This window comes from Mycobacterium sp. E3247 (assembly GCF_001667785.1).
In the GTDB taxonomy this organism is placed as follows: Bacteria; Actinomycetota; Actinomycetes; order Mycobacteriales; family Mycobacteriaceae; genus Mycobacterium.
Window position 1 is genome coordinate 1 of record NZ_LZJG01000218.1, and the last position, 1,047, is coordinate 1,047.

The 1,047-nt window shown below is 72.2% G+C and carries 1 protein-coding gene and 1 pseudogene; both read left to right on the forward strand.

All coding sequences use genetic code 11. From position 1 onward, the window contains the following. Window positions 1-763: FGGY-family carbohydrate kinase (locus A9X04_RS11840; RefSeq protein WP_255396487.1), on the forward strand; the 763-nt coding region annotated here is incomplete at its 5' end. Between the two features lie 9 nt (window positions 764-772). Further along, a pseudogene (locus A9X04_RS11845) lies at window positions 773-1,047 on the forward strand (GNAT family N-acetyltransferase); the annotation flags it as partial.

Genomic DNA, 1,047 nt, shown 5'->3' on the forward strand with positions numbered 1-1,047 from the left:
CGGCAGCGGCGCCGCGCTGGCGATCGGCGCGATCGACGCGCTCTGCGAGCAGATCGTGGCCGGGGCCGACCGCGAAGGCGACGTGCTGGTGCTGTGCGGCACCACCCTGATCGTGTGGACCACGATCGGACAGGCCCGGCAGGTGCCGGGCCTGTGGACCATCCCGCATACGGCCGCGGGCAAGAGCCAGATCGGCGGCGCCAGCAATGCCGGCGGGCTGTTCCTCGGCTGGGTTGACCGCGTGGTTGCGCCCGGCGACCCCGCCGCCGCGCAGCCCGGGCGGGTGCCGGTGTGGTCGCCCTACATCCGCGGGGAGCGCACCCCGTTCCACGACCCGGATCGCCGGGCCATGCTGGACGCCCTGGATCTCACCCACGACGCGGCGGCGTTGCGGCGCGCCGCCTACGAGGCGTCGGGCTTCGTGGTGCGCCAGCTGATCGAACTAAGCGGCGCGCCGGTGGCGCGCATCGTCGCCACCGGCGGCGGCACCCGGGTCGCGCCGTGGATGCAGGCCATCGCCGACGCGACCGGGCGGCCGGTCGAGCTGTCGGCGGTGCCCGAGGGCGCGGCGCTGGGTGCGGCCTTCCTCGCGCGCATGGCGGTCGGCCTGGAGACCGCGATCGCCGACGCCGCCCGGTGGGCCCGTACCGAACGCGTCGTCGAACCCGACCCCGGTTGGGCGACCGCGATCGAGGATCGCTACCAGCGATTCCTGGAGCTGGGAAACCGCCGATGTAGCGCGCTACCTCCCCCCGCGTTCTAGGCTGGTGCAATGACCGACCACGACCGCAAAGCCGCCCGCCGCGAAATCGCCGACGCCCTGTTGAAAGCCCTTGAGCGGCGCCATGAAATCGCCGACGTCGTGGTGGAATCCGAGAACAAGGCGGCCGCGGTCGAGGCGATCGTCCGCCTGCTCGACACCTCGCACGTCGCCGCCGAAGCGGTGATGGGCATGTCGTTCGATCAGCTCACCATCGACTCGCGCCGCAAGATCCTGGCCGAACTCGAGGACCTGAACAAACAACTCAGCTTCACCCTCGGCGAGCG